Here is a 23,954-nt window from a genome sequence, read left to right as displayed (position 1 = left end):
TCGAAGTAATATATGATTTTTATTTTTAATATATTCAAAATAAAATTTTCTTTTATAATTGCAAAGTCTATATTTTATTTGTTATTTTTTATTATTTTTAGATATATAATATATAAAAATAATAAAAGAGGTTTTTTATATGGATAGACTCATTACTATTTGCGTTATATTTAGTTTTATTTTAGGAACACTTCTACACTTTACTTATGAAATATTTAATAGAAATAAATTTATTGGATACTTTTCTGCTACAAATGAAAGTATTTGGGAGCATATAAAACTCTCAATATTTCCAATTTTTATTTTTATGATAATATTAATTTCTTTCAATTACAAAAATATAAACAATCCTTTCTTTGCCCTAGGTATATCACTATTATTTTCCTTAATAATAGTACCTACCTTATTTTATAGTTACACCTATTTCACTAAAAAATCTATATTTTTAATTGATATATTAATATTTGTTATTGCAGTTGTTTTACCATTTTTACTTATTAAATATATAATAAATCTTCCTAAATTTTTTATAATATTTGAGTTAATAGGAATACTCTTAACTGTAAGTATACTTTTTATGTTTTTTTATTTTACTTATCATCCTCCTAAACATAAAATATTTATCCCTTTTAATTATTTAAAGAAAAAAAGCTAGGAATAAATTATTCCTAGCTTTTCAATAATATTATTTATCATATCTAATATAAGTTTTAATAATATTTCTAAATCCTTCTTTTTTAAGAGTATCTATAACAACTCCTATTATTTCATAACTTGAAGTAATTTCTGTTTTTTCTCTAATTTGTTCTAAGGTTTTTATAATATCTTTTTTTAACATATTAAGATCTGATTCATTTAAAATAGTATCAGCATCTCTTCCTGCATTTTCTATACTAGTTATTAATTTTTTTGAAGAAAACTCTTCCTTTTTACCATTTTTCTTTAATATTTCCATGATAATCACCCTCCAATAATATAGTAAAATTTGTCGTTATATATACATTATACCATAATATTGACGTTTTTTTCTAAAATTTATAACTATATACTTTTAATTATTATAATATAAATTATCTGTTTGATATTCTGGATCACAAGTAATATCAATTCCTAGTTTCCTAAATGTTTGATCGTCACTTCCATTTACTATTGTAGTTGAATGTGCTTGGCATCCCTTAAGCATTGATAGTTTATTAAGTGCCGCTTGAGCAGTAGGATTTGTTGCCGCACATATACTAAGAGCTATAAGTATTTCTTCACAAGTTAAAGCTGTGTTCTTGTTTCCAAAAGTCTTAGATTTTAAATTTATAATAGGTTCAAGTATAACAGGTGATATTAAATGTATATCATCATTTATATTTGCTAAATATTTAATAGCATTTAATATAACAGCTGCAGATGCATCCATTAATTCTGATTCTTTACCTGTTAATATAGTTCCATCAATTAGCTCTAATGCAACAGCTGTAGAAATTTCATTTTTATCTGAAAGCTCCTTTAATTTAGCTGCATGTTCTCTAGAAGGAATAACTACTTTTCTATCTGACTCTTTTAAATTTAGTTCTTCCATAATAAGCTTAGCTCTATCAGCTGTTTCTTTATCAACATATCCTTTTTTATATTCACAAGCAGTTTTAAAGTACCTTCTTATTATTTCTTGTTTTGATGCTTCCTTTACTACTTCATCATCTACAATACCATAGCCAACTCTATTAACCCCCATATCTGTTGGTGATTTATAAACTGATTCTTCACCAGTTATTTTTTCTATAATTCTCTTTAATAAAGGAAAACTTTCTATATCTCTATTGTAGTTAACAGCAAGTTTATTATAAGCATCCATATGGAATGAATCTATTAAATTTACATCTTTAAGATCTACTGTTGCTGCTTCATATGCTATGTTTAAAGGATGCTTTAATGGTACATTCCATACTGGGAATGTTTCAAATTTTGAATATCCCGCAACATTTCCTCTTCTATATTCATGATATAATTGACTTAAACAAGTAGCTAATTTTCCACTTCCTGGTCCTGGTGCTGTTACAACAACTATTGGTTTTGTTGTTTCTATATATGGATTCTTTCCATATCCCTCATCACTAACTATTGTATCTACATCAGCTGGGTACCCCTTAGTTGCTTTATGTTTATAAACCTTTATTCCTCTACGTTCAAGTTTATTTATAAACACAGTAGTTGCTGGTTGTCCATTGTATCTTGTGATAACTACGCTATTTACATCTAATTCATAAGCTCTTAAATCATCTATAAGTCTAAAAACTTCTAAATCATATGTTATACCGAAATCTCCTCTTATTTTATTTCTTTCTATATCACCTGCATAAACACAAATAACAACTTCTACTTTTTCTTTTAATTTATGTAATAACTTTATTTTAGCATCTTCATCGAATCCTGGTAGTACTCTTTTAGCATGAAGATCACACATTAATTTACCACCAAACTCAAGATATAACTTATCATAGTCATTAACTCTTTCTAAAATGAACTTTGATTGCTCTTCTAAATATTTCTTTGGATCAAATCCTAATTTCATTAATACCGCCTCACTAACTTTATTTACTAATCTTCTCATATAACTAAGTTTTTATTATACAACATTATTTTTTAATTTTCTACATTTAAAATTACTAATAATACTATTTTTTTATATAAATAAGTAAGTATTTTTTTGTTTTATCTGCTGACTTATTTATATTTAATGTTATTTGTAACTTTATATATGACTATTTATTAAAAATGTTTTACATTTTATACCTTCACATTCCTTAGCTTTAAAACCCTCAATCATTACAGTTTTAGATTTACATATTGAAGATTCATTATACTTACAATTTATTAACTCGTAATATATATGTGGTAATTCTATTTTAGAATTACTACTATCTATATCGTTTAACATATCCCTATAAAAATCTATTTTTCCTATCATTTTAACACGCTTAGAAAGTTTAAATTTTTCAAAACTAAAACATTTAGAACCATGGTATTTTTCATTACTACAACTTAACACTCTTATAGTATGCATATCACAAATTCCAAACAGATTATGATTGCATTTTCTTACATTACAGGATAGTTTATTCATTTTATCACCTACCTATATCAAAATAAATTAGTAACACCTATATATTAGAATTATCATATTATCATTTATTTATTCCATTCTTTACATAAATAAAAAAAAGATAGAAATAAATCCTATCTTTTTTAAAACATATTATTCTAAATTAACCTTTTTACTTTGATATTTCCAAAATACTATTGCTGATAAAAGTATTATTACTGATATACTAGCATTTATCCAAAATAATGGATTTCCAATACTACCTACTAAGATTATTAATGATCCTAAAGTAGCTAATAATGGATTTAATAATCCCTTCCATACACCAACTATTTCGCCACTTAGTCCCATTCTAAAGACTTTAGCATATAAAAGTATATATAAAACATAATTTATTGTAATTGATATTTCTGATATATCTGAATTTGGTAATAGTGAAAATTTTTGTGTTAAATAATGAATAACTAACCATGTAATTGATATTACTAATGCTATAATTGATGATTGAATAGGCATTCCTAATTTTTCATTTACCTTTGAGAATGTCTTATATTTAGGGAACATTCCTCTTATAGCTAATGAATATGGTAATCTAGTAAGACCCATTGTTAATCCATTTACTGTTCCTAAAATTGATATAACAACAAAAGTTAATATAATTTTAGCACCCCAAGCACCAAAAATATTATTTGCTGCAAGATCTACATGGGCATCACCTAAACTCATTACTGTTTCTGGTCCAACATAAATACTTATTCCTACAAAATATAATAAATAAATTCCTAATATAAATAATGGAGCCACTACTAATGCCTTAGGTAAATTTTTACTTGGTTCTTTTATCTCATGAGCAATTGATGTAGCTACAATCCATCCATCAAAGGAAAATGCTATTGGAGCAATTGCAGAAATCCAAGCAAAGGATTGCATATTAGTTATATCAGTTATTGCTATAGCACTTGGTTTTCCAAAAACTAACCCTGCTATTGCTATAAATATTAAAGGTATTATTTTTATAACTGTAGAAGCATTTTGAAAAATACCTCCAAGTTTAGCCGATAATATATTTGTAATAAATATAATTAACATCATAGCTAGTCCAATTAAAATTTGAGTCTCTAGAGTACTTTCTAAGCCAAATAACATAGATATGTATATACCTGAAACCCATGTAACCACTGATATAAGTGTTGGATAATATAAAAATGTGTGAAACCATCCAAATGCACACGCTACTGACTTATTGTAAGAATACTCTGCATAAGTTATTATTCCACCTGCTTTTGTATTACGTGATGCAAGTTCTGAAATTGTTAAACTTCCAAAAATAATTCCTATAGCTGCTATACAAAACACTAAAATTCCTAAACTAACACTTCCATTTGTAGCTATTAAGATATTATCACTTTTAAAGAATATTCCTGATCCTATAACTACTCCTACTATCATTCCTATAGCTGTAAATAAACCATATTCATTCTTCTTCATATTATTCCTCCTTATCCTACGTAACCTTATTTGATAATATAACAAATAGTTGTTATGAATATATCATAATTTATTAAACATTAAAAGTCTTTACTAAAACTTTTTTCAATTTATTATAAAAATTTTAACAAATAAAACTATAATAATTTATTATTCTCTACTTTATTATAATAAATTGCCTATAAATTATTTCTAATTCATATATTTTGTTAATAAAATAACAAAATATATGAATTCTTATAAAATATGTTATTTAAATAAATATTTAGAATATTCAATGACTAATTATACAAATTCTTACTTAAATAAAATAATAGACTAGCCTACAAAATGTAAGCTAGTCCATTAAATCCGTTCACCTAATATAACCATAATCTCTCATTTTTACTTATACCATAATTTCATTTGAGAAATATTAGGATTAATATATCTTCACTATAAAATATACTTTAACAAACAATTTTACAGCTATATTTTTTATAATTTTAGTCCTAGTTATTTCTTAACTATAATTATACAACCTTTTTATATTATTAAAATACTTTCGATAAAACTAGTGTTTAATTTTTCTATTTGTAAATAATAGTATTTTTTTATTTAAAATTATTAAGTTATATTTAAGTTTAGTTATTTTATTTTTATATTACTTTTTATTGTAGAACTAGGAAATAATTGATTATAGAAGTTCTCAAACCCTTCATCATCTATTTTAATCTTCTCATTATCATTTATATAAAATTTATCCATAGTATCAACTATTAATTGAAACTTATTTATATTATTTTCTTCTAATAATACTTCATATAAATATGCTAAATGGTCTTGTAAATAACATTGTATTGTCTTTATATCTTCATCAGAAACTTTGCCTTCTTTATACATCTCTTTAATAGGACCATTTCTAAATATAAAATATGCTGATGCCTTTGATATTTTAGCTATATGCTCTTTTGCTTCCTTCATAAAGTCTACACCTCTTTTAAAATAATTCAATTAAACTTATAATTATGCTATAAATTTATTTTTTCTCTTTATATAAATTTTATTTTTTCTTCTAAATTTCTTTTTTATAAAACTAGAAAATAAATCAGTAATAGTATGTAATCCTGAACCTAAAAATAAAGCTAAAACTATATTTATTGATATAACTTTATTTGAGTTTATGTATTCTAAAGTTAGATTTATTAAATCATCAGTTGCTAAATTTATTACTTTTAAAGAATATAAAACTGAACATACTATTAAAACTATTATATATGTATATATAATACGTATTATGGGACCTAATAAAAACCCATGAGTAAATATACTCCTATGCTTAAAAATTTTTTGATATGGATTCCAAATAAATCTAATTTTTCCCCATCTATAATATTCTGAACTTTTAATATCTAAGTCACCTGAAAACATAAAGCCACCAAATAAATAAGTTACTACTCCAAATAAAGTTACAATAACTAATTTATTGGAATTTTCAAGTAATTCACTATTAATCATAAAAAAAACTAATCCTATAAAAGGGGATACTATTAATGTTACTTTATCATGTGTCTTCCCCTTGGCCATCTTAAGTACTCCTTAACTGTACTTAATAACTCCTATTGCAATTCCTAAAATATTAACATCTTTATCTCTTAATGTTATATTAGTATATAATGGGTTTGCTGGAGTAAGTACAGGTTCTTCTCCATTTGTATTAAGTATTTTTAAAGTTGCCTCTCCATCTAAACTTGCCGCTACTATATCATTATTATTAGCTGTAGACTGTTTCCTAATAACTACAAAATCTCCATCACAGATATCTTTATTAATCATACTATCACCTTTAACTTTTAAGATGAAAGTATCAGAACCTCTTCCAATCCAACTTTTGGGTAAAGAAAAATCACCTTCAACACTACCATTCATCTCTATTGGACTTCCTGCTGCTATATCATTAAATATTGGTATATCTAAAAGTTCATCTTCTTTAAATGATAAACCATCTTTAAGTAATATCTCTTTTTCTACTGCTGATGTATCAATATCAAAATTAGCTTCTGTTTTATTCTTTATATTTAAATATCTATAGGTATCTATTGTCTTTGGCATAATAATCTCTTTATTGTTAAATATTGTCTTGTATAAAAATGTTTTGCCCTTAAAATCCTCTCCTAAAGTCTTTAACTTCCTTCCTTTAACAAGCCATGAATATTTCTCATTACAAAGCTCACTATTAACAATGAAAATTAAGGAAGAGTAAGGATTATTCTTATAAATAGATTTTACAAAATCTATTTCACTCCTAGATAACTTTTCAGAATCATCTAATATAATGTGAGTATATTTTATATTATGTTTCTTTACATAGTTCTTAGCATATAAAACATCATTAAATCTATCTGAATAATTATTATCTTTTAAAATATTTACATAAGCATCTTTAATACTATATATTACTTTTCTTGAATTAGAGTTTTTATTAATTCTTTTACCTCTACCTTTTCTATCTATAATTAAATATTCATCTAAAGTAAAATCACAAGCTCTAATCCATAATATCTCATCTAATATAAAGTCATAATCCATTTTTCTAAGTATCTTATATTTTTTAGAAAGATCTTTTATTTTAGGATATAAATAATTTTTTATTTTTAAAATATTTTCATTATCTATATAAGTTTCATTTATTGAATTTTCCATTCTGTATGCTTTAGAGTAATTTAAAATCATATCATTTAATACATTAGACTCAAATCTTCCCTTATCTAATGAAAATAAAGAATAAAAATGATTTTTATTTTTTTCTATATTATACAGACTTATAACTTTGTCTCTATTAAATTTATCAGAAGAGATAAATAATATAGAATCCTCCTCATAAATACAATAATTATTTTCTAAATTGATAGCCTTATAAATAGATGTAGTACTTTTTCCTGTACCATTTTTTCCTTTTAATATTTTATATCCCACAGATTTTTGATTTATAAATTTACTTTGTACCTTAGAAAACTCCATATATAGTCACCTTCTCCCATACTATCATATTATTCTACTCTATTTTTAATAATATATATATGTGAGCTATATGTCAAACTAGAAATTAGAATTTTAACACTAATTTCACTATAATGGGAAATGTTAATGTAAATAATAATGTTGATACTAACATTAAAGCACTTGAATACTTATAGTCATTTTTATACCTCTTTGCAAAAATAGTTGAAAATTCACTAGTTGGCATTGCTTGAAGTAATATAATTGTACTTATAACCATAGAGTCTTCATTTAACAACTTTGCTAGTATAAATATTATACCAGGCATTATTATTAGCTTTATAAATACAGAATAATATATTGTAATATCACTAAATACACTCCTATAATCAACCTCACCTATTATAGAACCTATTATAAGCAAAACTAAAGGAGTAGTTATATCCCCTACTACTTTAAAGCTATAATAAATAAAATTAGGTAATTTAATATTAAAAATAACCATTAATAATCCTAAACAAATAGAAATAGTACCAGGGTTTACATAAGATTCATTTTTATTTCCTGTATAAACCTTTCTTCCGTATATCCAAAGCAATGAATAAAAAGTCATATTAAAAATACTTGCGTAAATCATTCCCTCTGCCCCAAATATACTTTCAATTGCTATTACTCCAATAAATCCACAATTTGAAAATACATTTGAAAACTTCATTATCATCCCCTTATTCTCCCCTATTGGCTTTATACATATATAGTTTACAATTATCAAAATTATAAAAGAAAGAAAACTATAAATAAAAGCTTTAACTATATTTGACAGCATACTACTATCATAGCTAAAGCTAAAGGAAGTAATTATAAGGAACGGAAGTGTTATATTAAAAATAAAACCTGTCATAGATTCTTGTAATTCATCTGTTACTATTTTCTTTTTCCCTCCATAAACTCCTATTGACATAATTAAAAACATAGAAACTACTTTCATTAAAACTTCATTTAAATTCAATTAATATTCCCCCTACCAAAGAAGTTATTCCATTTTTTACCTTTTAATTATATCATAACCATTTTTTTAGAACAATTAATTTTATCTACTAAAATACTTTACCACTAAATATCTTTTACTATTGATATTAAAATCTTTAATCTATTCTTTCCAAGAATTTGCTGAAGTTTTTTAGTTATATCCCCTTCTTTAAATACTTTATCTTTATTTTCTTCAACTATTTTACTTATATTTTCTCTCAACTCAACATCTGGAATCTTATTATCAAAATAATCATCTATATATTTTCTTAATGCATAACCTAAGTCTGCTTGACTTTTATAAAATGTTCTTATATTACTAATCATATTTTTCTCCTAAAGATATTAATTATTTTCTTTATACATATTTTATACTTTTTTTATACTAAGTCAAATAATTACTTCTTAAAATAATCTTAAATATTCTAATAAAGGTTGATTTTTACTTGTAAATTTTAATAATATTAATATGATATTATTAATATTGAATCTGTTAAGTTGATATGAAAAAATAGCTTGATTTTTCATAGAATTACTTGCTCTTTGAAAATTATATAAGTTTGAATGTTTTATTGTATGGCAAATAAGCCTACAATAGCATTGATTTTTTGCAGGTTAATCAAAGGTATTAAATTTAATTAAGATGCTGAAAACCAAGAGTTTTTAGAAAAGCTATCGCTGGCGAAGCCGGCAACTTCTGCTGGAGTACAGTTATTTAATGATCCATGTGGTCTAATAAAGTTATAGTGAAAGATAAATAAATATATAAGGTTATTAGCTTTTTGAAAAGAGTTGAATCCTTTCTTGGTTTTATACCAGGCTTTAAATGTTTTATTAAATGATTCAATTAAATTATTATTTGTATCACTAGACATTGGAGCTACAGGAATATGAGTTGTATTGGGCAATAGCGTAGCCACGGCTTCATTATATGAAGGTAATCTATCAGTTATAAAATTAGCTGGTTCACCAAATTTTTTAGCTTCATTTACCAATGCGTATGCTGAATCAGAACTTCTAGATTTAGTTAAATGAAATGCTAAAATAAATCTAGTTTCTGAATCAATAGCTAACCAAAGGTAGTATCTTTCACCATTAATAAATACTACTGTTTCATCAGCGTGCCAATCGTCAGATTGTAAGTTTAAACTAGCTTTAAATTTATCAGCCTTTTGTTTAAAGAAAGGTGCAAATTTATTAGTCCAACTGGCTATCGTGACATGAGATACTTTAATTCCAGAGTTAATCATCAAGAATTGAGAAATGGCTCTTGTTGATGAATTATTTAAAAAATATAGTGTTAATGCAGTTAGTATTACATGTAGCGGAAAACGCATTCCTTTCATTGAAAGGGAACCACTAACTAATTCACTAGAAGCTGTATCAATATTGGTGGTGTGATGTTTTACTATTATGTGATTACACTTCTTGTTATTGCACTTATAGCGATTGTAATGTTTATATGCATGATGTAAGTAAGTTCCCTTACCGCATCTAGGACATTTAGGATTATTTAGTTTAGGACGTCCGTCACCGTCGCCTAGGACGAATTGGCGCTTACACTGCTTACATTGATACTTTTGTTTAGCCTGCTTATTCATACCAAACTTATATAGTTTATCAGAATTACAGCGTGGGCATTTTATATTAGTTTTGCTCATTGTTCTTCTCTCCTTTTCGAAGGGGGTATTATTTAGTCTTGCAAACCTATTGTATTTCCTTGGGTTGAGAAGAGCAATGTTCATATAACTTAACAGATCGTTAATATTTATAAGGAGATTTATTATGAAGAAGAAAATTTTTAGTTTAATTACAGCTTCTGCTATTGCAGTTTCATGCTTTACAGTAAATGTACAGGCTCAAAATAAAGAAAGAGTAACATTTGGAATAGATTTAAATGATTATCAAGAAGAACAAATGCTAAAAGAGTTTGGTGTTTCTAAAGATAAAGTTAGTATAGATAGAATAACTAACGATGATATAATCAGACAACTAGGTCTTGACCCTAACGACAAATCAAATTATCAAGGTGGATGTTATTCATCATCATATGTAAAACTTACTGATAAAGGCGGAATTAATGTACAAGCCAATAATCTAACGGAAGTAACAGGACTAATGTTATCTAATGCATTAGTTACTTCTGGTGTTACTAGTGCTGAAGTTAAAGCAAGTTCCCCATTTCCTGTTACAGGTACATCTGCTTTATCTGGAATACTAAAAGGATTTGAACAAGCTAAAGGAGAAGAACTTTCTCTAAAAAATAAAAAAGTTGCTCAAAAAGAAATTGAAACTACATCTAAACTAGCAGATGAAATTGGTGCTGATGAAGCTGCTGCAGTTATAAATGACATTAAAACAGAAGTTATTAAAAAAGCTCCTAAAAATGATACTGAAGTTAATAAAATAGTGGATAATTTAACTGAAGACTATAAAGTTAATTTAACAAATAACCAAAAAGACAATATTAAAAGTCTAATGACTGAAATAAATAATTTAGACATTGATTATAGTAAAGTTAAAAACACACTAAATAATTTAGGGGATCAGTTATCAAATGCACTTAAAAATGCAGGTAAAGAATTATCAGAAAGTGGATTTTTCCAAAAACTTCTAGATGGTATTTCTGACTTCTTTAAAAGTATAGGGGAATGGTTTAAATCACTAGGTAATAAAGAAGCTATAGATAACTTAGATAATAAGAATTCAAATAATCCTGCTACCACTAATAATTCTAATTTAAATTCTGATAATAATGAGGAAAACAAAACCACAGATAATAAAAGTGATGAAAAATTAAATTCTGAAAAAAATAATTCTAATTCTGAAGATGATAATAAACTCAAGGAAGATGTAAATAAAGAAAAAGAACAATCTATCTCTAATACAAATACTGAAAGTGAAGTAAATACTACTAATACTGAATCTCAACCATCTTCAACATCACAAAGAAATTAATAAATATAAAAATAGCCATCCCATAAAGTTAAACTTATAGGATGGCTTATTATTTTATTATTTTTCATTCACTTTTATTAGTATTTTTCTTCATTATTACTAATCATATTTGTTAACTTGTTTTCGAGATAAATTTATATTTTCTACACATAAAGAATAATATGTTATATATTTTTCTAAAAATAAAGTAGTATTCTAACTTAATTGAATACTACTTTAATAAATTTATATATTCTTATTTTCCATCTATATTTTGCTATACTTTTAATTATATCTATAACCTTTAAACTAAAGTTAATTAAAGGTAAGTGTTATTTGACAGGTATGTTTTGTTTCATATACTCATGAAAAGATATTATTATTCTAAGAACATAAGTAACTTTTTATTCTTACTTCATATACCTGTAGTTTTAATCTTATATCTATCTTCTCCAAAAACCGCTATATTTTGAAGGATAACTACAAACCTACCATTTTTCCACTTTAGTCTATTTTGTATTATAGCTATAACCTTTTCTTTATCATGACTTATTAATGTTTGATATATATATAGCTCTTCTTGAGATCCAAACTCTTCTCCCCAAGTTGATCCTATTGGATAAACTGCATTTAAATCTGTATTTATAAGTTTAGCGTTTATACTTAGTATTCCAAATTTATCATATATTTTAGATAACCATTTTTTATTATAATATTTTATTGTAATTAAATACATCATATTTAATCTTTTACAATAAACTTCTATTATATAATTATCTTTATAAACAGCTTCTATAATATATTCCTCTAAAAACTTATGACCATTAAATATCTCTTTATATTTTCTATCTATATAAGAAAATATATAGTTATTATTTTTATCTTCTAAAATATAGTTAAAGCCTTGGACTAATATGTCTTCTTTATAATTAGTTGTAAAATTACCTAAATATAATTTATAGGTAATACCTGTGTGGCTTTCTAGGTCTATTCTATCAATATGTCCTGTAAGTCCATTTTCAACTCTAATAAATATTTCTCCTGTAAACTTATGCTGCTTATTATTTTCATGAATTTCAATTAAAGATATCTTATCATTGTGCCCATTACCAGTAGTATCACCATATTTAACTTCAATAACTACTTCCCTTACATCTAAGATTTTATTTAAATTTTTACTCATAAAAAAACCTCATTATTAATTTATATTAATATATGTTTTTTAAGGTTATTTGAGCATAAATATTAAAAATTCACTTCTTTAATCCTCTATATATTGCATATTTTAATTCATATATATATTCTTCTTTATCTGGCATATCACTTTTTTCAGCATCTTCTATAGATTTATTTACATCATAAGGAATTCTTATTATTGATGTAGAGATTACATCTTTCTTTTTTGAATTATATTCCCCTTCAATTATTGCATAAGCTGCCTCACTAATTTCTAAAGGATTTCCTACACTACCTACATTTATCAATGTTTTACCAGCAAAGTATTCTATAAATGCATAATGTAAATGTCCATATATAACAATATCAGCTTCTTTTCCATTTAATTGTGGTGGTATAAATAATTTAAGCTTATCTTCCTTTGTTGATTCTACTGCAACTCTAAAAAACAAATCTTTAATTGATGAATGAAAAATTCTAACTAAATTTCCACTTATATAAAATTCACTATATATTGGAAGGTTTTTTAGATATTCTAATTGATCATTTCTTAATTTTTCTTTATGCCATTTTACAAAGTATTTATTATTTACTTCTGATACAAGATAGTCCCAGTTACCTTTAATAACTATTTCACAATTATTTTTAACTTTATCAACAACTTCTTCTGTATTAGGTCCCTTTCCTACTAAATCACCTAAACATATAATTCTAGTTATTCCACGCTTATTTATATCATTAAACACAGTATTCAATGCATTTAGGTTTCCATGTACATCTGAAATTATAGCTATTTTTTCCCTCATTAAAATCACCCTTTATCATTTTAATTTAAATGTTTTTGGAGCTACTTTATAAATTACTATAAGTGCAATTATCATATATATTATAGTTGCTATACTAACCCCTATACTAAAATAATATGAAGATGTTTTATAATGTAAACATCTATAACTTAAAATATAAACAATCCAATTTACAACTTTAAAAGTCGGACTTTTAATTGTTAATTCTGAAGTATATGGTTGTATTACATAATACATAAATAAATGATGAATAGAAAAAAATGCTGATAAGCATATTATACATATTAATGTAGGTATTATTTTAATTAGAGAAGAGGCTTGTCCACACCAAATTATTAAAATTATAAAAGCTACACATAGTGCTATAGCTGGTATAATATTAAGTGATACAATTTTTTTTAATCTTGATGTAAAATTTGATAAAATAACTTTTCCTTCTGTGTAATATGAATACCTTAAAAGACTTTTATCACAATTATAAAACATAGCTTTGCAAATTCTTTCTGTGGTTGAAATTGTGTACATTATAAATACCATTAATGGAGTTGATATTGTAATAGCATCAACCATTTGAATTTTTAAATTTGGCATAAAAAATAATGTAATCATAGCTATTAAACATAAAATACCTATTATTACCACTCTAATCTTTATTGAATTAACCATTATTTTTCTGTGTCTTAAAAAGAATAGTGAATTTAAATATTCATATCCTTCTTTATCTTCATAAACTTTAGAAATTAGTTGACTTTTTTCTATTTTATTCTCATCAATTTCTACATCTGAAAAATTAATATCAGAAACTAACTCATCACTAATAAAAATCTTATCTTTTGTTATATATTCTTTTGCTAATCTAGTATATCTTTTATATTTCCATAAATATAAAAAACTTAATGTACCTAAAATAGCTATACATAAAAAAATAAATAAATTAAATAATATTTTATTAAAATCTATTATATAACCTAAATAAGGCAAAAGATATGCTGCTGCCAACCCTATAATAAATATTCCTACAAAAAAATAAGTCTTTTTGCAAATTATTTTCTTTTTTTTATCATATATGTATAGTCCTATAGCTTCTACTATAAATCTAAGAGAAGTAAACTCTATAAGTAGTAATATAGCTTTTAAAAAAGGAACTCCCATTATTAATATAGCTGGAACAAAAAATATAAAATCTGCTAACCTTATATATATAATTTGACTTAAATAATAATCCCTTGCATTAACTCGCATTAAATTAATCATATTAAACACTTTTTTATCTGAGTCAAATATCATAGTCCCTAACAAAGGTCCCATAAAAAGGCTTAAGAAAAAAAAGATTTGCAAATAAACTATATGTTTATCATAATCACCCTTTATAAGAAACTTTGTAGCCAATATAATCATAAGAAAAACATATATAATTTTTCCCACAAACTTAAAAAGTATTCCAAATACCTCTGATATAATACCTAGTGTTAACTTTATATTAGTCTTGTTATATAACTCATCAGAAAATTTTTTACCTATAAAAGGAATCTTCTTTAAAAAGTATATAAAGGTATTTGCTTCTTCTGCAAATGATACTTTATATGTATTAATAAAGGTTCTAATCATTAGTTTCCTCCTTTAAGATATTTATAATTTTTTCTTCAAAATCTGAACTATTTAAAATTTTATTATCTACTCCTTCTAAAACTCCATTGTTTAATACAACTATTTCATCACATAAATCTGTTGCTAACTGCAAAATATGTGTTGAAAAAATTATTATATGATTACTTTTTATCCTTTTTAATAAATTCTTTATTTCAAGAGCTACTACTACATCAAATGATGTTAATGGTTCATCTAATAAAATTACAGGTGGTCTACTTATTAAAAAACATAACATTTGAATTTTATTTTTCATTCCATGGGAATATCCCTTTATAAGTCTATATCTATCCTCTTTATTTATTTTTATTATGTCAAAATACTCTTCAATAGTTAGTATATTATCTATTTTGTTTTTATTAATATCTATATAAAACTTTAGAAATTCATAGCCTGTTAAAAATTCAGGAAGAACTGGCTCTGAAAACACATACCCTACCTTTGAATAATCTAAAATTTCTGTAGAATCTCCATCTTCTGATAATATTATCTTTCCATTATCACATTTAATCTCACCACTTATGCAATTAAAAAGTGTAGTTTTACCTGCTCCATTACGACCTAGTAATCCATATATTTTTCCTTTTTTAAAAATAAAAGAAGCTCCTTTTAACACTTCTTTATTTCCATAATTTTTTTTAATATTTTCTAAGCTTAACTCCATCTGGTCTCCCCCTAACAAGTTCATATTTTGTTATAAAGTATATCATACTTTATAACATAATTCGATTTATTTAACATAAATTATAATTATACATACTATATAGTATACTATTACAAATGAGGAATTTCGCTATGAAAAAAGGATTTTTTAAACTCTTTGAGTACTGGAAGTCAACTTATATAAGTTTTAAAATATTATCTATTTTAGCATTTTGTTCACTTCTATCAATTATAATTTCAGTATTTAATAACCACTTAGATGCTAATGGCAATTTAGTTATAATAAGACATACTTTTTCATCTATTATAGGATACTTCTTAGAAAATACTACAAAAAAAGTATTTATTTGTACTGATGAAGTTATTATTTTAAGAAATTTAATCGTAGGCGTAATTTCAATAACAATTTTAATTGTTATCACCTTAGCTTGTCTTTTTAATATTAATGTAAATAATCCTTCACTATTGTTATTAAAAAACATTCTATGTTCATGTGTAGGTTTTTTAATAAGTGCTAGTGAAACCTGTATAAAATAAAACTTATCTATATAATATACAAAATAAAAAAAGATGATTTCTATAGTAGATAGAAATCATCTTTTTAATACTTCTTAAACTTTTTTAAAGCAGTATTCCTGAATCTAATAAAATACACTCATCTCCTACTTTTATTTTTCCACCCTTTATAACTTTGGTAAATATCCCATTAGTTGGCATAATACATTGTCCTACTTGATAGAATATTGCACATTTATCATGGCACTTCTTTCCTATTTGAGTTACTTCTAACTCCACTTCTCCTACCTTAATCCTTTGACCTACAGGAAGTTTATTTAATTCTATTCCTTCAACTACTAAATTTTCTCCAAAGGCTCCAAAATTTACATTTGCCCCTTTAGATCTAAAGTTTTCTATTTTTTCTAATGCTAATAAACTTACTTGTCTATGCCATTTTCCTGCATGGGCATCTCCTTCTATTCCAAAGTCTTCTATAACATTTACTTCATTTACCATTACCTTGGCAGTTCCCTTTTTTTCACTTGTACATATAGCTATTAGTTTATTCATTCCTCATCCTCCAATTTCATTCATAAATCTTATCTCTTCATCTTTGTTATTCTCATTAAATAAATGTTTTTCAGGTTTATTATATATATTTTCTGAAATAAGATTTTTCAATTTTTCCTCTGTTATTCCTTGCCTTAATAATTCCCTTAAATTGACTCCATAATTAAAATGTAAACATTGCTTTAAAAATCCATCTGGAGTTAATCTTATTCTATTACACTCACTGCAAAAACAATTACTTATAGCACTTATAAATCCAACTTTACCTATTGAATTATCTATTTTTATATATTTTGCAGGACCAGAACTTTTTTCTCTTTTAAATTCTTTTAAATTCTTATATTTATTTTTTATTATACTTAAAATTTCTGAATTAGTAACTGGTTTAAACTTTTTACCTTCTCCAATCGGCATAAGCTCTATAAACCTTATATCTATAGGTTTAGTAATTGTTAAATTTACAAAATCTAAAATTTCATCTTTATTTATTTCATCTATTATTACAGTATTAAGCTTAACTTTAATGTTATTCTCAATACATTTATCAATGGCTTTTAAAACTTTATTTAACTCGCCACCTCTAGTTATATTTTTAAATCTATCATACTTTAGAGAATCTAAACTTATATTTACACCTTTTACTCCATTTTTCGCTAAAGTTTCTATGTAATCTAAAAGAAGTATTCCATTAGTTGTTATATATATTTCTTCTATTCCATCTATTTTATTTATATCTTCTATTAACTTTAATATATCTTTTCTAACTAATGGTTCCCCTCCTGTAATTCTTATTTTTTTTATTCCAAGTTTTGAGAACTCACATACAATTTTATAAATTTCTTCATTAGTAAGCTTCTCATCTAAATTTAGAAATTTATTATTTTTTTCACCCATGCAATAAATGCATCTTAAGTTACAATTATCTGTAACAGATATTCTTAAATAGTCTATGTTTCTCCCAAATCTATCTTTCATCCTTTATCTATGTACATTGTTTAAAAATTAAGATATTAAACTTAAAAATTAAACTCGCCACTTTTTCCTCCTGTTTTCTTTAATAAATGAGTTCCCTCTATAACCATTCTCTTGTCTACAGCTTTACACATATCGTAAATAGTTAGCGCTGAAACCATGGCTGCAGTCAATGCTTCCATTTCTACTCCTGTTTTATCAAAGATTTTAACACTTGCTTTTATATCTATACAACTTTCATCTTTATTTATTTTAAACTCTATATCACAACTTGATATCATAAGTGGATGACACATAGGTATTAGATTTGAAGTTTGTTTACTTGCCATTATTCCAGCTACTCTTGCTACTCCTAAAACATCTCCTTTTCCAATTTTACCTTGTTCTATAAGATTTAAAGTTTCTTTACTTGTTTTTATTTTTGAAACTGCTATTGCCACTCTTTTAGTTTTATCTTTGTCTGATACATCCACCATTCTTGCGTTTCCACTTTCATCAAAATGAGTTAAATTATTCTTCATAAATCCTCCTATTATTTTCCGAAAGAACAATGCGGGAAAGTACATACTTTACAATCTAAGCATAATCCCCCATGTCCATACTTAACTATATCTTCTAAGGTTAATTTTTCATCAGCAAGTATTCTTGGTAATACTAAGTCTAAAATTGTTCTTTTACAATACATTGCACAACTTGGAATTCCAAGTATAGGTAGTTCATCTTTATAAGCTAATAAAAACATAGCCCCAGGCAGAACTGGTGAACCATATGTTATTAACTCCCCACCACATTCTTTAATTGCTGTTGGAGTAACATCATCTGGATCTACCGACATTCCACCTGTACATATAACCATATCTGCTCCATTTTTAATTACTTCTTTTATCCCCTCTTTAATTCTTTCCTTATCATCTGGTAATATTATTTGTTTAACTTTACTATTACCATACTCTTTAAGCTTTCTCTCAATTACAGGTAGAAAAGCATCTTTTATTCTTCCATAAAAAACTTCATTTCCTGTAGTTATTAAAGTTATATTTTTTTCTTTATATTCTTTAATTGAAATAATTGGTTTTTTTATTAACTTTTCTGCTTCTATTATTTTTTTCTCATCTATTATTAAAGGTATAACTCTAGTAGCCGCTATTTTTTCTCCATTTTTTATAGGTGTATTATTATGTATAGTTGAAACTATTATTTCTCCCAATGAATTTATTTTAAGTAAACTTTCTTTATCTATTTTCAAAAGGCCTTTTTTATCTGCAAAAAAATCTATTTTCCCCTCCTTAATTTCTTCTGATTTAGTTATTCCATCTCCCATAATTAAAGGTACTAATCTTTTTGCTGCATCATTTTCATGTAATTCCCCATCTTTAGGTTCCCATACATAAACATGATCCTTTCCAATTAATAATAATTTTTCTATATCTTCTTCTTTTATAATATGACCCTTTTTAAAAATTCTTCCTTTAAATTCTCCAGGTATTATTTGAGTTACATCATGAGAAAGCATAGTTCCAACTGCATCCTGAACTTTTATCATTTTCATTAAAATCACATCCTATATTAATTAATCATATTTTTTATTAAATAGTTATATATGCTCATTAAAAATATAGCAACTGTAAATACTATTATTAAAATTTGTATTGCTTCTTTATTATTATTATTTTCAATTGCATAGAACATAGCCATTGGTAATGTTTGAGTTTTTCCTTTAATATTTCCAGCAACTAAAATAGTTGCTCCAAATTCTCCAAAGGCTCTAGCAAATGATAATAAAATTCCTGTAAGTATCCCTCCCTTTGAAAGAGGAAGAACTATTTTTGTAAATATTTGAATATCATTAGCTCCACATATCATGGCTGCCTCTTTTACCTCTTTATCTACTGATATAATAGAAGCTTTTATGCTTTGATACATAATTGGAAGTGTTACAACTACAGCAGCTATTATTGCCGCTGATATTGTAAATATTATAGATGTATTAAATAAATTTTTAATCAATTTCCCTATCCATCCACTTTTACCCAAAACTAATAATATTAAGTATCCAGTAGCTGATGGTGGGATGAACATGGGCAATATTACAAAAGCCTCTATCATTTTCCTTATCTTTGTGTCTTTATCTAATATAAACTTTATTAATGCTAAAGACATAATTAATGTAATAATCACTGAAATTATAACTACTTTTATAGAAATAAATGTTGCTTCTTTTATCATTAATACTCCTTACATAGTAAATCCATATTCGTTAAATATTTCTTTGCCTTTATCTGCTGTCATAAAGTTAATAAATTTTTTAGCTTCATCTTTATTAGATGATGAATTTATTAATGCTAATGAATATGAAATTTCTTTATGAAGATTATTAGGAACCTCTAATACCACTTCACTAGATTTTAAATCTAAAGAATCACTTTTATAAATAAACCCATATTCAGCATCACTATTTTCCACATATGTTTTTACTGCTTTTACATCTTTAGCTAAAACCATTCTATCCTCAAGGCTAGAAAATATATTTATATTCTCTAATGATTCTTTTGCATATTCTCAAGCTGGAACTGTATTCCATTCACCTATGGCTATTTTTCCATCTATATTTTTTAAATCTTCTAATGAATTAAAATTATTCTTAACTTCTTTATTCTTTATTAATACTAATGAATTTTTAATTGGATCTGACCTGTCTTCGCTTAATACTAGCCCATCTTTAATTAACTGATCTACATACTTCTTACTTGCAGAGAAAAATATATCTACTTCTGCTCCTTCTGATATTTGTTTCTTTAAAGTACCCGATCCAGCAGCATTTATATTTATTTTCACATTGTTATTTTTCTCATATTCTTCTTTTATTTTCTCAATAGGATCTTTTAAACTAGCAGCTATACTAATTGTTATTTCCTTATTTTTCACTTCATTCTTCTTACTAGAACACCCCATTAATAAAATCCCCATTGAAAGTATTAAAATTACTATTTTACTTATTTTCTTGCACATTCTTTTGCCTCCCCTAATAAAATATCTATTCCATGTTTAATGTCATCTAAAGCAAACTCTAATGCTTCTTTACATGCTTTAGGACTTCCAGGTAAATTTACTATTAATGTATTTTTTCTTATACCTGAAACAGCTCTTGAAAGCATAGCTCTTTTAGTTATACTTAGACTATACCATCTAATTGCTTCACAAATTCCTGGAGTTTCTCTTTCAATAACTACTTTTGTAGCTTCTGGTGTAACATCTCTAGTAGAAAACCCAGTTCCACCTGTAGTTAAAATTAAATTTAAATTAAGTTCATCACTCATATATAAAAGCTCATTAGATAACATATCTTTTTCATCTGGAAGAATTATATACTTCTTTACTTCAAAGCCATTTGCTTCTACTATTTCTTTTATAACTTCTCCACTTCTATCTTCTCTTTCACCTTTGTAGCCTTTATCACTACTTGTTATTATCCCTATAGTGTACATTATATCTCCTCCAATTCTTTATATTCTTGTATTGTATTCACATTAGTGAAATTCTTTTCTTCTAATCCCTTAATAATTTTATAATTTAAATTTAAAATTATTTTTTGTAATTTATTATTTTTATGCTTTAGATTTTCCTTTAAAATATTTACTATATCTTTTGAATATACAGCACATAATGGCTGAAGTCTATTATTAACTTTAGGTATTAAAATATCAAAATCACTATCTTCTTCTCCTAACCTTTTTAAAAGTTCTCTACTTAGAAGAGGCATATCACAGGCTACACATAAACAATATTTAGTTTTTGAGTTTTCTAATGCAGAATGTATTCCACTTAATGGTCCTTGTTCTTTATAAATATCTTCGACAACTCTTAAATTAAACTCTTTATAAATTTCTTTATTATTTGCAATTATTATTATTTCTTTATAGTCTTTACCTTTTTCTATTATATTTTCTATAAATGTTTTTTCTCTATATTTTAAAAATGCTTTATTGTTATAGTTCATACGACTACTTTTTCCTCCAGCTAAAATAGCTAAGGTTTTATCAATCACTATAAATTCCTTCTCTCTTTAAAGTCTTATTATATTTACTAACTCCCCTTTTTTAACACCTAGACTTCCTTCTTCTATTTCAACTATACAATTTGAATTTAATGTAGAGCTTAAAATTCCATTTCCACTTTTCTTCTGAGTTATTTTAACTATTTGCCCTTTTTCATTTGTAACTAAATGACCTCGTATAAATCTTCTTTGAGGACTTTTTTTATTTATATCATCATAAAGTATAGCCTTTTCTCTTACTATAGAAAGCTCTTCTTTGCCATTTAATTTTTCTAAGCTTGGTTTCACTAGAAGCTCAAATGTTGTTAATGCAGCTGTCGGATTCCCTGAAAGACTTATAACTAAAGCTTTATTTAATTTACTACACAATACGGCTGAGCCAGGTTTAATTTTTATTTTCCAAAACAACCTTGTACCCCCAGCTATATTTACAGCTTCATTAATTAAATCTTTTTCCCCAACTGAAACTCCACCTGTTGTTATTATTAAATCAACTTTGCTAGAAATATCTTTTAATTCTTCAGATATTTCTAATTTACTATCTTTTACATGTTTTATTAGTGATACATCATATCCTAGTTCTTTAATTCTTGCCATTATACTATATCTATTGCTATTATATATTTTCCCTAAAGTTAATTCTTCTATAACATCTAAAACCTCATCACCAGTACTTATTATGGCTATTCTAGGTTTTTTATAAACTTTCACTTCACTAATTCCAGAACTAGCTAATATTCCTATATCTGCATAATTAAGTTTTCTGTTAGCCTTTATTAAAAGTTGATCTTTTTTAATATCTTCACCTTTAAAACAAATATTTTCATTTTCTTTTAATGATTTTTTTAATTTTATAAATTCTCCCTCTACTATAACATCTTCTTGCTTTATTACAGCATTAGCGCCTAATGGAATTGGTGCCCCTGTCATTATTCTTATAGTTTCAAAATCTTTTATTTCTTTTTTAGAAAAACTACCTGCATATACCTTATCTATAATTTTTAATTTAGTATTTTCTAAGTTTGATGCCTTTATAGCATATCCATCCATTGCTGACTTATTAAAAGGTGGATTATCTATTTTTGAATATATATTATTTTTTACTGTTCTATTAACAGAATCCATTAAAGATATAATTTCTGTATCTAAAGGTAATATATTTCTATTTAATATATCTATCGCATCCTCTAATGAAACAAATTTTCTCACCATTAAAATCTCCTTTTAATTAACTCTTTAAAAATTTCTAAAAATAAAATAAGCTTATTACTTATATTTTGGGCATAAGTAATAAGCTTATTTTTAAAGCATAAAAATTTATACTTTAACTTATTTTCCTTCCCAAAATGTGGAGGCAATGTCTTTTCAAACAGAACCTTGTGAATTTATAAATTCAGGCATAATAACCATTGACTATACTATTCTTTAGGTTAATTATGCTCCAGAAAACTTACTTCTATTTAATTTTTGAATATTCTTTTTCATTTTCAACTAAGTCTGCTAAAGCTTTATAATCTTCTTTATCAATAACTGGAACATCAAAGTAATTTATATTTTCATTACTAGCTATTGCTATTAAATTTTCTTTAGGAGTTATTATTTCTTTACTTAATCCCTTTCTAAAAACTTCTATCTTCCTAAGATTACTATTTTTATATCCTTCTACTAATACAAAATCCTTATCCAGTACCATATTAATTATTTCGTCTAAGCTTACTTCATTATTTACCTCTTTTATCATTGCTAATCTATTTTTAGACGATATAATTACTGTTTCTGCTCCAGCTTTCCTATGTCTATATGTGTCTTTACCTTTTTTATCAATATCAAATCCATGTACATCATGCTTTATAGTTGAAACACTATAACCTCTACCACTTAACTCTTTTATCAATCCTTCTATTAATACTGTTTTTCCAACATTAGATCCAGTTCCTATAATATTAATTATCTTACACATTATTATCTTTCCTTTATATTTTATTTGAATTAATTATATAATTTATTTTTTCTAAACTCTTTAAAATATTATACACTATTTTCG

At 25.2% G+C, this 23,954-nt stretch carries 26 protein-coding genes, 1 pseudogene and 1 riboswitch; of the genes and pseudogenes, 2 read left to right on the top strand and 25 right to left on the bottom strand.

What is annotated here, in order from left to right:
* The first annotated feature begins 139 nt into the window (after positions 1-139).
* Positions 140-655 (top strand): DUF6512 family protein, encoded by a 516-nt coding sequence (locus CP523_RS16650; protein ID WP_066678921.1) that lies wholly within the window; start codon positions 140-142, stop codon positions 653-655.
* A gap of 30 nt (positions 656-685) precedes the next feature.
* On the opposite strand, the gene CP523_RS15785 is transcribed toward CP523_RS16650, so the two are convergent.
* The 10 genes from CP523_RS15785 to CP523_RS15740 form a co-directional block, all read right to left on the bottom strand.
* Complete coding sequence (locus CP523_RS15785; protein WP_066678919.1) at positions 686-955, bottom strand: ATP cone domain-containing protein; 270 nt, start codon at positions 953-955, stop codon at positions 686-688.
* 96 nt (positions 956-1,051) lie between these two features.
* The gene (locus CP523_RS15780; RefSeq protein WP_066678917.1) at positions 1,052-2,560 is read right to left on the bottom strand and encodes a DUF1846 domain-containing protein; all 1,509 of its coding nucleotides are present in this window, start codon (positions 2,558-2,560) and stop codon (positions 1,052-1,054) included.
* A gap of 180 nt (positions 2,561-2,740) precedes the next feature.
* On the bottom strand, positions 2,741-3,112 hold the full coding sequence (locus tag CP523_RS15775; protein WP_066678915.1) for a DUF1540 domain-containing protein: 372 nt from the start codon (positions 3,110-3,112) through the stop codon (positions 2,741-2,743).
* A gap of 132 nt (positions 3,113-3,244) precedes the next feature.
* A complete protein-coding gene (locus CP523_RS15770) occupies positions 3,245-4,579 on the bottom strand; it encodes an APC family permease (protein ID WP_066678910.1) in 1,335 nt (444 codons plus the stop codon).
* A gap of 627 nt (positions 4,580-5,206) precedes the next feature.
* On the bottom strand, positions 5,207-5,542 hold the full coding sequence (locus tag CP523_RS15765; protein ID WP_066678908.1) for a hypothetical protein: 336 nt from the start codon (positions 5,540-5,542) through the stop codon (positions 5,207-5,209).
* 42 nt (positions 5,543-5,584) lie between these two features.
* A complete protein-coding gene (locus tag CP523_RS15760) occupies positions 5,585-6,145 on the bottom strand; it encodes a metal-binding protein (protein ID WP_066678904.1) in 561 nt (186 codons plus the stop codon).
* Between the two features lie 12 nt (positions 6,146-6,157).
* Positions 6,158-7,579 carry a transcriptional repressor LexA gene (lexA, locus tag CP523_RS15755; protein ID WP_066678902.1) on the bottom strand — a complete coding sequence of 474 codons (1,422 nt, stop codon included), beginning with the start codon at positions 7,577-7,579 and terminating at the stop codon, positions 6,158-6,160.
* An 85-nt stretch (positions 7,580-7,664) separates the two neighbouring features.
* A complete protein-coding gene (locus tag CP523_RS15750; RefSeq protein WP_066678900.1) occupies positions 7,665-8,567 on the bottom strand; it encodes an AEC family transporter in 903 nt (300 codons plus the stop codon).
* A 104-nt stretch (positions 8,568-8,671) separates the two neighbouring features.
* Positions 8,672-8,914, bottom strand: coding sequence for a TIGR04540 family protein (locus CP523_RS15745; RefSeq protein WP_083089635.1), 243 nt, complete (start codon positions 8,912-8,914; stop codon positions 8,672-8,674).
* 311 nt (positions 8,915-9,225) lie between these two features.
* Positions 9,226-10,248, bottom strand: a complete 1,023-nt coding sequence (locus tag CP523_RS15740; RefSeq protein ID WP_120140380.1) for an IS6 family transposase — start codon at positions 10,246-10,248, stop codon at positions 9,226-9,228.
* A 124-nt stretch (positions 10,249-10,372) separates the two neighbouring features.
* On the opposite strand from CP523_RS15740, the gene CP523_RS15735 reads away from it, so the two are divergent.
* Positions 10,373-11,545: a DUF1002 domain-containing protein gene (locus tag CP523_RS15735; RefSeq protein ID WP_083089620.1), complete on the top strand. Its 1,173-nt coding sequence runs from the start codon at positions 10,373-10,375 to the stop codon at positions 11,543-11,545.
* Between the two features lie 394 nt (positions 11,546-11,939).
* On the opposite strand, the gene CP523_RS15730 is transcribed toward CP523_RS15735, so the two are convergent.
* From CP523_RS15730 to mobB, 15 genes and pseudogenes are all read right to left on the bottom strand, one after another.
* Positions 11,940-12,707 carry a hypothetical protein gene (locus tag CP523_RS15730; protein ID WP_066678597.1) on the bottom strand — a complete coding sequence of 256 codons (768 nt, stop codon included), beginning with the start codon at positions 12,705-12,707 and terminating at the stop codon, positions 11,940-11,942.
* A gap of 70 nt (positions 12,708-12,777) precedes the next feature.
* Entirely contained in the window at positions 12,778-13,506 is a 729-nt protein-coding gene (locus CP523_RS15725) for a metallophosphoesterase family protein (RefSeq protein WP_066678599.1), read from the bottom strand.
* Between the two features lie 15 nt (positions 13,507-13,521).
* Positions 13,522-15,114 (bottom strand): hypothetical protein, encoded by a 1,593-nt coding sequence (locus CP523_RS15720; RefSeq protein ID WP_066678601.1) that lies wholly within the window; start codon positions 15,112-15,114, stop codon positions 13,522-13,524.
* Positions 15,107-15,817 (bottom strand): ABC transporter ATP-binding protein, encoded by a 711-nt coding sequence (locus tag CP523_RS15715; RefSeq protein ID WP_066678603.1) that lies wholly within the window; start codon positions 15,815-15,817, stop codon positions 15,107-15,109. Before CP523_RS15715 ends, CP523_RS15720 begins: the two co-directional genes overlap by 8 nt.
* A 175-nt stretch (positions 15,818-15,992) precedes the next feature.
* On the bottom strand, positions 15,993-16,298 hold the full coding sequence (locus tag CP523_RS15710) for a hypothetical protein (protein ID WP_066678605.1): 306 nt from the start codon (positions 16,296-16,298) through the stop codon (positions 15,993-15,995).
* Between the two features lie 139 nt (positions 16,299-16,437).
* Complete coding sequence (locus CP523_RS15705; protein WP_066678606.1) at positions 16,438-16,884, bottom strand: MOSC domain-containing protein; 447 nt, start codon at positions 16,882-16,884, stop codon at positions 16,438-16,440.
* A gap of 3 nt (positions 16,885-16,887) precedes the next feature.
* Entirely contained in the window at positions 16,888-17,859 is a 972-nt protein-coding gene (gene moaA, locus CP523_RS15700) for a GTP 3',8-cyclase MoaA (protein WP_066678608.1), read from the bottom strand.
* Positions 17,860-17,900: 41 nt separating this feature from the next.
* A complete protein-coding gene (gene moaC / locus CP523_RS15695) occupies positions 17,901-18,377 on the bottom strand; it encodes a cyclic pyranopterin monophosphate synthase MoaC (protein ID WP_066678610.1) in 477 nt (158 codons plus the stop codon).
* Positions 18,378-18,388: 11 nt separating this feature from the next.
* Positions 18,389-19,405 carry a molybdopterin-binding protein gene (locus tag CP523_RS15690; protein ID WP_066678614.1) on the bottom strand — a complete coding sequence of 339 codons (1,017 nt, stop codon included), beginning with the start codon at positions 19,403-19,405 and terminating at the stop codon, positions 18,389-18,391.
* Between the two features lie 17 nt (positions 19,406-19,422).
* Entirely contained in the window at positions 19,423-20,082 is a 660-nt protein-coding gene (modB, locus tag CP523_RS15685; protein ID WP_066678615.1) for a molybdate ABC transporter permease subunit, read from the bottom strand.
* A gap of 9 nt (positions 20,083-20,091) precedes the next feature.
* A pseudogene (gene modA, locus CP523_RS15680) lies at positions 20,092-20,808 on the bottom strand (molybdate ABC transporter substrate-binding protein).
* A gap of 41 nt (positions 20,809-20,849) precedes the next feature.
* The gene (locus tag CP523_RS15675; RefSeq protein WP_066678618.1) at positions 20,850-21,341 is read right to left on the bottom strand and encodes a MogA/MoaB family molybdenum cofactor biosynthesis protein; all 492 of its coding nucleotides are present in this window, start codon (positions 21,339-21,341) and stop codon (positions 20,850-20,852) included.
* Positions 21,341-21,901, bottom strand: coding sequence for a molybdenum cofactor guanylyltransferase (locus CP523_RS15670; RefSeq protein WP_066678619.1), 561 nt, complete (start codon positions 21,899-21,901; stop codon positions 21,341-21,343). The genes CP523_RS15675 and CP523_RS15670 overlap by 1 nt, the downstream gene beginning before the upstream one ends.
* A gap of 18 nt (positions 21,902-21,919) precedes the next feature.
* On the bottom strand, positions 21,920-23,122 hold the full coding sequence (locus tag CP523_RS15665) for a molybdopterin molybdotransferase MoeA (protein ID WP_227909507.1): 1,203 nt from the start codon (positions 23,120-23,122) through the stop codon (positions 21,920-21,922).
* 106 nt (positions 23,123-23,228) lie between these two features.
* A riboswitch (molybdenum cofactor riboswitch) is annotated at positions 23,229-23,369 on the bottom strand.
* A complete protein-coding gene (gene mobB, locus CP523_RS15660) occupies positions 23,367-23,870 on the bottom strand; it encodes a molybdopterin-guanine dinucleotide biosynthesis protein B (RefSeq protein ID WP_066678620.1) in 504 nt (167 codons plus the stop codon). It overlaps the preceding riboswitch by 3 nt.
* Between the last annotated feature and the right edge of the window lie 84 nt (positions 23,871-23,954).

The organism is Clostridium septicum (assembly GCF_003606265.1).
Taxonomy (GTDB): domain Bacteria; phylum Bacillota; class Clostridia; order Clostridiales; family Clostridiaceae; genus Clostridium; species Clostridium septicum.
The sequence above is the reverse complement of the archived record's forward strand: the minus strand, read 5'-3'. Positions and strand labels throughout refer to the sequence as shown.

Coding starts and splice junctions, on each gene's coding strand:
- CP523_RS15730 (WP_066678597.1), bottom strand. CDS start 12,707: ATGAGTAAAAATTTAAATAAAATCTTAGATGTAAGGGAAGTAGTTATT.
- CP523_RS15785 (WP_066678919.1), bottom strand. CDS start 955: ATGGAAATATTAAAGAAAAATGGTAAAAAGGAAGAGTTTTCTTCAAAA.
- CP523_RS15675 (WP_066678618.1), bottom strand. CDS start 21,341: ATGTACACTATAGGGATAATAACAAGTAGTGATAAAGGCTACAAAGGT.
- moaA (WP_066678608.1), bottom strand. CDS start 17,859: ATGAAAGATAGATTTGGGAGAAACATAGACTATTTAAGAATATCTGTT.
- CP523_RS15725 (WP_066678599.1), bottom strand. CDS start 13,506: ATGAGGGAAAAAATAGCTATAATTTCAGATGTACATGGAAACCTAAAT.
- moaC (WP_066678610.1), bottom strand. CDS start 18,377: ATGAAGAATAATTTAACTCATTTTGATGAAAGTGGAAACGCAAGAATG.
- modB (WP_066678615.1), bottom strand. CDS start 20,082: ATGATAAAAGAAGCAACATTTATTTCTATAAAAGTAGTTATAATTTCA.
- CP523_RS15705 (WP_066678606.1), bottom strand. CDS start 16,884: ATGAATAAACTAATAGCTATATGTACAAGTGAAAAAAAGGGAACTGCC.
- CP523_RS16650 (WP_066678921.1), top strand. CDS start 140: ATGGATAGACTCATTACTATTTGCGTTATATTTAGTTTTATTTTAGGA.
- CP523_RS15775 (WP_066678915.1), bottom strand. CDS start 3,112: ATGAATAAACTATCCTGTAATGTAAGAAAATGCAATCATAATCTGTTT.
- CP523_RS15665 (WP_227909507.1), bottom strand. CDS start 23,122: ATGGTGAGAAAATTTGTTTCATTAGAGGATGCGATAGATATATTAAAT.
- CP523_RS15710 (WP_066678605.1), bottom strand. CDS start 16,298: ATGTTTTTTAATAACAATAGTGAAGGATTATTTACATTAATATTAAAA.
- mobB (WP_066678620.1), bottom strand. CDS start 23,870: ATGTGTAAGATAATTAATATTATAGGAACTGGATCTAATGTTGGAAAA.
- CP523_RS15715 (WP_066678603.1), bottom strand. CDS start 15,817: ATGGAGTTAAGCTTAGAAAATATTAAAAAAAATTATGGAAATAAAGAA.
- CP523_RS15765 (WP_066678908.1), bottom strand. CDS start 5,542: ATGAAGGAAGCAAAAGAGCATATAGCTAAAATATCAAAGGCATCAGCA.
- CP523_RS15780 (WP_066678917.1), bottom strand. CDS start 2,560: ATGAAATTAGGATTTGATCCAAAGAAATATTTAGAAGAGCAATCAAAG.
- CP523_RS15745 (WP_083089635.1), bottom strand. CDS start 8,914: ATGATTAGTAATATAAGAACATTTTATAAAAGTCAAGCAGACTTAGGT.
- lexA (WP_066678902.1), bottom strand. CDS start 7,579: ATGGAGTTTTCTAAGGTACAAAGTAAATTTATAAATCAAAAATCTGTG.
- CP523_RS15770 (WP_066678910.1), bottom strand. CDS start 4,579: ATGAAGAAGAATGAATATGGTTTATTTACAGCTATAGGAATGATAGTA.
- CP523_RS15735 (WP_083089620.1), top strand. CDS start 10,373: ATGAAGAAGAAAATTTTTAGTTTAATTACAGCTTCTGCTATTGCAGTT.
- CP523_RS15740 (WP_120140380.1), bottom strand. CDS start 10,248: ATGAGCAAAACTAATATAAAATGCCCACGCTGTAATTCTGATAAACTA.
- CP523_RS15720 (WP_066678601.1), bottom strand. CDS start 15,114: ATGATTAGAACCTTTATTAATACATATAAAGTATCATTTGCAGAAGAA.
- CP523_RS15690 (WP_066678614.1), bottom strand. CDS start 19,405: ATGAAAATGATAAAAGTTCAGGATGCAGTTGGAACTATGCTTTCTCAT.
- CP523_RS15760 (WP_066678904.1), bottom strand. CDS start 6,145: ATGGCCAAGGGGAAGACACATGATAAAGTAACATTAATAGTATCCCCT.